General features: G+C 58.5%; 5 protein-coding genes. All 5 read left to right on the top strand.

Annotation, left to right across the window (positions count from 1 at the left end; all coding sequences use genetic code 11):
* Positions 1-27 precede the first annotated feature (27 nt).
* Genes O9K64_RS04825 through nuoN form a run of 5 tightly spaced genes read left to right on the top strand, consistent with a single transcriptional unit; the run spans position 28 to position 5940 of the window.
* Positions 28-627: an NADH-quinone oxidoreductase subunit J gene (locus tag O9K64_RS04825; RefSeq protein ID WP_275096944.1), complete on the top strand. Its 600-nt coding sequence runs from the start codon at positions 28-30 to the stop codon at positions 625-627.
* Between the two features lie 11 nt (positions 628-638).
* Positions 639-944 carry an NADH-quinone oxidoreductase subunit NuoK gene (gene nuoK / locus O9K64_RS04830; RefSeq protein WP_275096945.1) on the top strand — a complete coding sequence of 102 codons (306 nt, stop codon included), beginning with the start codon at positions 639-641 and terminating at the stop codon, positions 942-944.
* A gap of 2 nt (positions 945-946) precedes the next feature.
* Entirely contained in the window at positions 947-2935 is a 1989-nt protein-coding gene (gene nuoL, locus O9K64_RS04835; protein ID WP_275096946.1) for an NADH-quinone oxidoreductase subunit L, read from the top strand.
* A 19-nt stretch (positions 2936-2954) separates the two neighbouring features.
* A complete protein-coding gene (locus tag O9K64_RS04840; RefSeq protein WP_275096947.1) occupies positions 2955-4472 on the top strand; it encodes an NADH-quinone oxidoreductase subunit M in 1518 nt (505 codons plus the stop codon).
* Positions 4473-4503: 31 nt separating this feature from the next.
* Positions 4504-5940, top strand: a complete 1437-nt coding sequence (nuoN, locus tag O9K64_RS04845; RefSeq protein ID WP_275096948.1) for an NADH-quinone oxidoreductase subunit NuoN — start codon at positions 4504-4506, stop codon at positions 5938-5940.
* Positions 5941-6338: the final 398 nt, after the last annotated feature.

Below are 6338 nucleotides of genomic sequence, written 5' to 3' on the forward strand. Positions count from 1 at the left end.
TTTTAGAAACTGAAACTGGAATAACCCATGACATTCGAGAAGTTTGTCTTTTATCTGTTTGCCGCCATCCTGGTGTATGCCGCCACAATGGTGATCACCCGGCGCAATCCGGTGCATTCGGCACTGTTCCTGGTGCTGGCCTTTTTCGCCAGTGCCGGTATCTGGCTGCTGGCGGAGGCCGAGTTCCTTGCCATCGTGCTGATCCTCGTCTACGTGGGCGCGGTCATGGTGCTGTTCCTGTTTGTGGTGATGATGCTGGATATCGATCTCGCCACCCTGCGCGCCGGGTTCATCAACTATATGCCGGTCGGCGCACTGATGGCCCTGGTGATGGCGATCGAGATATTCCTGGTCGTCGGCCCCGGTAACTTCGGTCTCGACAAGATGCCGGCCCCGGCGGCGCGTCCGTCCAGTTACAACAATACCGAGGAGCTGGGCAGCGTCCTCTATACCGTCTACATGTATCAGTTCGAAGTGGCGGCCGTCATCCTGCTGGTGGGCATCATCGCGGCAATCGGGCTGACCATGCGCAAGCGTCCCGAGACCAAGTATCAGAACCCGTCGTTGCAGGTTCGGGTGAAAAAGGCCGATCGCCTGCGGGTGATCAAGATGGATGCAGAGGATTGACTGGAGCCGACATGATTGCACTATCAGACTATCTCATACTCGGCGCAATACTGTTTTCACTCAGCGTCACGGGCATTTTCCTGAACCGGAAGAATGTCATCATCCTGTTGATGTGCGTGGAACTGATGTTGCTGGCCGTGAATATCAATTTCGTCGCTTTCTCCCACTTCCTCGGCGATAACGCCGGACAGGTGTTCGTATTCTTTATCCTGACCGTGGCGGCCGCCGAGGCGGCTATCGGCCTGGCGATTCTTGTGGTGCTGTTCCGCAACACGCGCACCATTAATGTTGAAGATCTGGATTCTCTCAAGGGTTAAGCATGGACAAGATATACCTCCTTATCGTGCTGGCGCCCCTGATTGGCGCAATCATCGCCGGCTTTCTGGGTTCGCGTATTGGGCGAGCCGGGGCGCACTGGGTCGCCAGCGGCGGCGTCGGTCTCTCCATGCTGCTTTCGTTCTACGTGTTGCTCCAGTTCATCAACGGCACTACCGAGGTCTATAACGACAGCGTCTATACCTGGATGGTCAGTGACGGTATCCGCATGGAGATCGGGTTCCTGGTGGACCAGCTGACCGCCATGATGATGGCGGTGGTGACCTTCGTCTCTTTCTGTGTGCATATCTACACCATCGGCTATATGGCCCATGATGAGGAGAACTGGCCGAATAGCAGTCTGGCCGGTACCAACAGTTACCAGCGCTTCTTCAGCTATATCTCGCTGTTTACCTTCTCCATGCTGATGCTGGTCATGTCCAACAACTTCCTGCAGCTGTTCTTCGGCTGGGAAGCGGTGGGCCTGGTCTCCTATCTGCTGATCGGCTTCTGGTCGGTGCGGGAGACCGCGGTATTCGCCAACCTCAAGGCTTTCATTGTCAACCGCGTCGGTGACTTCGGTTTTATCCTGGGTATCGCGGCGGTCGCCATGTATACCAATAGCCTGGATTATGCCGAGGTGTTCAAACTGGCACCGGGCCTGGCGGATACCCAGATCACCGTGCTGGGTGATACCGGCTGGTCGCTGATGACGGTGATCTGCATCTGCCTGTTCATCGGTGCCATGGGCAAGTCGGCGCAGGTGCCGCTGCATGTCTGGCTGCCCGATTCGATGGAAGGCCCGACCCCGATCTCGGCACTGATCCATGCCGCCACCATGGTGACCGCCGGTGTCTTCATGGTCACCCGCATGTCGCCGCTCTATGAGCTGTCCGAGACGGCACTCACCTTTGTCCTGGTGATCGGCGCCACCACGGCCCTGTTCACCGGGCTTATCGGCGTGGTGCAGAACGACATCAAGCGGGTGGTGGCTTATTCGACCCTGTCCCAGCTCGGTTACATGATGGTGGCCCTCGGTGTCTCCGCCTATGCCGCCGGCGTGTTCCACCTGATGACCCACGCCTTCTTCAAGGCACTGCTGTTCCTGGCCGCCGGTTCGGTGATTATCGGCATGCACCATGATCAGGATATTCGCAACATGGGCGGTATCCGCAAATACATGAAGATCACCTGGATTACCGCGCTGATCGGCTCGCTGGCGCTGATCGGTCTGCCGGGCTCTTCGGGGTTCTTCTCCAAGGACGCCATTATCGAGGCGGTGCATCACTCAACCATCGCCGGATCAGGCTATGCCTATTTCGCCGTGGTCGCCGGCGTGTTCGTGACGGCGCTCTACAGCTTCCGTATGTACTTCCTGGTGTTCCATGGTAGCGGACCGCGGGACGAGCATGCCAAGGCACACCTGCACGAATCGCCCAAGGTGGTGACCGTGCCGCTGATCCTGCTGGCCGTGCCGTCCCTGTTCATCGGTATGTTCACCGTGAGCGACATGGTGTTCGGCGACTGGTTCAAGGATTCGATCTTTGTCCTGCCTGAGCACAATACCCTGGGCCAGATCGAGTTCCAGGGTACCTGGGCCTTCTTTACCCACGGTATTTTCGCCCTGCCGACCCTGCTGGCCGCGGCGGGCGTGGCGGTTGCCTTTGTCTTCTACATGATGAGGCCGTCCCTGGCGGAGAGCTGGAAAAAGCGCTTCCAGAGCGTCGGCATCTACCAGATGCTGGACAAGAAATACGGCTTTGACGAAACCTATCAGGCGCTGTTTGCCGGGGGCAGTCGGGGCATCGGAAACCTGTTCTGGAATATGGGTGACCGGGGCCTGATCGACGGCCTGATCATCAACGGCTCCGCCCGTTCGATCGATCGCTTCGCCGGTTGGGTGCGCAACATCCAGACCGGTTATCTCTTCCATTACGCAATTGCCATGATTCTGGGTCTGCTGATTCTGCTGACCTGGTTCGTGATCGCTTAAGCAAGGTAGGACGCATCGCATGTTAGCAGACTGGCCCATACTCAGTTTGACCATCTGGTTGCCCATCGTGGGTGGCTTCCTGGTTCTCGCAAGTGGAGACAGGGCGGCCAATGCCACCCGCTGGACGGCCCTGACCTTTGCGATTCTCACGTTTCTCGTGAGTCTGCCGCTCTATTCGAGTTTCGACTCGACCAGCGTCGGCATGCAGTTCGTGGAACGCGCGACCTGGATCGAACTGTTCAAGATCGAGTACTACCTGGGTGTCGACGGCATCTCCATGCCGCTGATCATCCTCACCACCTTTATCTCGGTCTTTGTGATCATCGCCGGCTGGGAGGTGATTCAGTACAAGCCCTCCCATTACATGGCGGCGTTCCTGATCATGGAAGGCGTCATGGTGGGTGTGTTCTCCTCGCTCGATGCCATGCTGTTCTATGTATTCTGGGAAGCGATGCTGATTCCGATGTTCCTGATCATCGGCGTCTGGGGCGGACCCAACCGGGTCTATGCCACCATCAAGTTCTTCCTCTACACCTTCTTCGGCTCGGTGTTCATGCTGGTCGCGCTGATCTACATGTATTTCCAGGCCGGCAGCTTCGACATCCTGGCGTTCCACGACCTGAAGATGGGGCTGGAGGTACAGGTGCTGATCTTTATCGCCTTCCTGCTGGCCTTCGCGGTCAAGGTGCCGATGTGGCCGGTGCACACCTGGTTGCCGGACGCCCATGTCGAGGCGCCGACCGGCGGTTCGGTCATCCTGGCGGCCATCATGCTGAAGATCGGTGGCTACGGCTTCCTGCGCTTCAGTCTGCCGATCACGCCGGATGCCAGCAGCTACCTGGATTGGCTGATCATCACCATGTCCCTGATCGCCGTGGTCTACATCGGCTTCGTGGCGCTGGTGCAGCAGGACATGAAGAAGCTGATCGCCTATTCATCCATCGCCCACATGGGCTTTGTCACGCTGGGCTTCTTTATCGTGTTCATTATCGCCCGGAGCACCGAATCCACCGGCGGTGCCATGATGGGCGTGGAAGGCGGCATGGTGCAGATGGTATCCCACGGCTTCATCTCCGCCGCCATGTTCCTCTGTGTCGGCGTGCTGTATGACCGTATCCACAGCCGCGAGATCGCCGACTACGGTGGTGTGGTCCACACCATGCCGATCTTCGCCGGCTTCATGGTGTTCTTCGCCATGGCCAACGCCGGACTGCCGGGTACCTCCGGATTTGTCGGCGAGTTCATGGTGATCCTGGCCAGTTTCCGCGCCGACTTCTGGTTTGCCTTCCTTGCCGCCACGACACTGATTATCGGTGCCGCCTACACCCTGTGGATGGTCAAGCGGGTGATGTTTGGGGCGGTTGGCAACGATAAGGTCGCGGCACTGAAGGATATCAACGGGCGTGAGTTCCTGGTGCTTGGCTCCCTGGCGGCCGCCGTGCTGATCCTCGGTCTCTGGCCCGCGCCGCTGGTCGAGGTGATGGACGTCTCTGTCGCCAACCTGCTGAAACATATTGCTGTAACAAAAATACCCTAACCGGCCCTATTCAAGGAATTGGTGAGATTCGATGCAATTTGATACATCCAGCCTGATACCGGTATTACCGGAGATCTTTATCCTGACGGCGGCCTGTGTGGTCCTGGTGGTGGATCTGTTTCTAAAAGAGGAGCAACGGGTAATCAGTTATGGCATGACGCAGATCAGCCTGTTGCTGGCCATCGTCGTCACCCTGATGACGGCGCCGGCAGAAACACGCATTGTGTTTGACGGCAGCGTGGTCAGGGATGGCATGGGCGACATCCTCAAGATCGCCATCTTCATCATCAGCGGCGGGGCGTTCCTCTATTCCAAGGAGTACCTGCGGGACCGGGATCTGTTCAAGGGCGAGTATTACGTCCTGGGCCTGTTTGCCATACTGGGCATGATGGTCATGGTGTCGGCCAACAGCTTCCTCACGGTCTATCTCGGACTGGAACTGCTGGCGCTCTCGTTCTACGCCCTGGTCGCCTTCAACCGGGATTCCGCCGACGCCTCCGAAGCGGCAATGAAGTACTTTGTGCTGGGTGCGCTCGCCTCCGGTATGTTGCTGTACGGCATCTCCATGATCTACGGCGCCACCGGTTCCATCGGTTTCCAGGCCATCAGCGAGGGCCTGGCCAATCCCGATGTGAACAAGATCGTGCTGGTATTCGGTCTGGTGTTCGTGGTGATCGGCCTGGCCTTCAAGTTTGGCGCCGTGCCGTTCCACATGTGGGTGCCGGATGTCTATCAGGGGGCGCCCACCGCGGTGGTCACGCTGCTGGGTAGCGCACCCAAAATCGCCGCCTTCGCGCTGGCCATGCGCATGCTGGTGGATGGACTGGGGGGGCTGCACGGCGACTGGCAGTACATGCTGGTGATCCTGGCGATTCTCTCCATGGCGGTGGGCAACGTATTCGCCATCGCCCAGGCCAACATCAAACGCATGCTGGCCTATTCGACCATCTCCCATGTCGGCTTTATCCTGATCGGTATCCTCGCCGGCACCAGCAAGGGCTATACCGCCGCCATGTTCTACAGCATTGTCTACGCGGTCATGGCGCTCGGTGCCTTCGGTATCGTGATGCTGCTGAGCCGGCGTGGCTTCGAGGCGGAGAATCTGGAAGACTACAAGGGCCTGAACGAGCGCAGCCCCTGGTTTGCCGGGATGATGCTGCTGGTGATGTTCTCCATGGCGGGTGTGCCGCCCACCGTCGGCTTCTTCGCGAAGCTGGTGGTGCTGGAGGCGGTCGTCAGTATCGATATGACCTGGCTGGCCCTGGTGGGTGTGTTCTTCTCCATCATCGGCGCCTTCTATTACCTGCGTATCATCAAGCTGATGTACTTCGACAAGCCGCTGGACAATACGCCGTTGAGCGCGGGCATGGATACCCAGATCGCCCTGTCGGTGAACGGGCTAGCCATGCTGGCCCTGGGGATGTTCCCGGCCGGTCTGCTGTCACTCTGCGCGGCGGCGCTGGCCTAGCACGTCCTCGCCTGACCCAGGCACCAAAAGCCCTGTCCCGGTGACAGGGCTTTTTCGTTCAGGGAAGGAAGCACTTATACCGAGAAGGCCAGGGATGGCCGGGAGCGGCTTTGTCAGGTACAGCGCAAGGCGGCGGAGTCAAACCGCCCCGAGTTGATAGCATTTTTCGCTGTTCTGGCGCGGCTTGACTCCGACCCCTTCCGGCTCAGTGAACCTGTCGAGCGGGATTGAAAAGGGCAGTGAATTTTGCCCTGTTGTCGTGTATCCGGATTAATCGAATTATTTAAACGGGGAGGGGTTGTCAAACCGATTTCATGTGCGTATCATCTGCGCCTTCAGATGCGGGGTGGAGCAGTCTGGCAGCTCGTCGGGCTCATAACCCGAAGGTCGTAGGTTCG

The sequence above is a fragment of the Sedimenticola hydrogenitrophicus genome (genome assembly GCF_029017505.1).
GTDB classification, from domain to species: Bacteria; Pseudomonadota; Gammaproteobacteria; order Chromatiales; family Chromatiaceae; genus Sedimenticola; species Sedimenticola hydrogenitrophicus_A.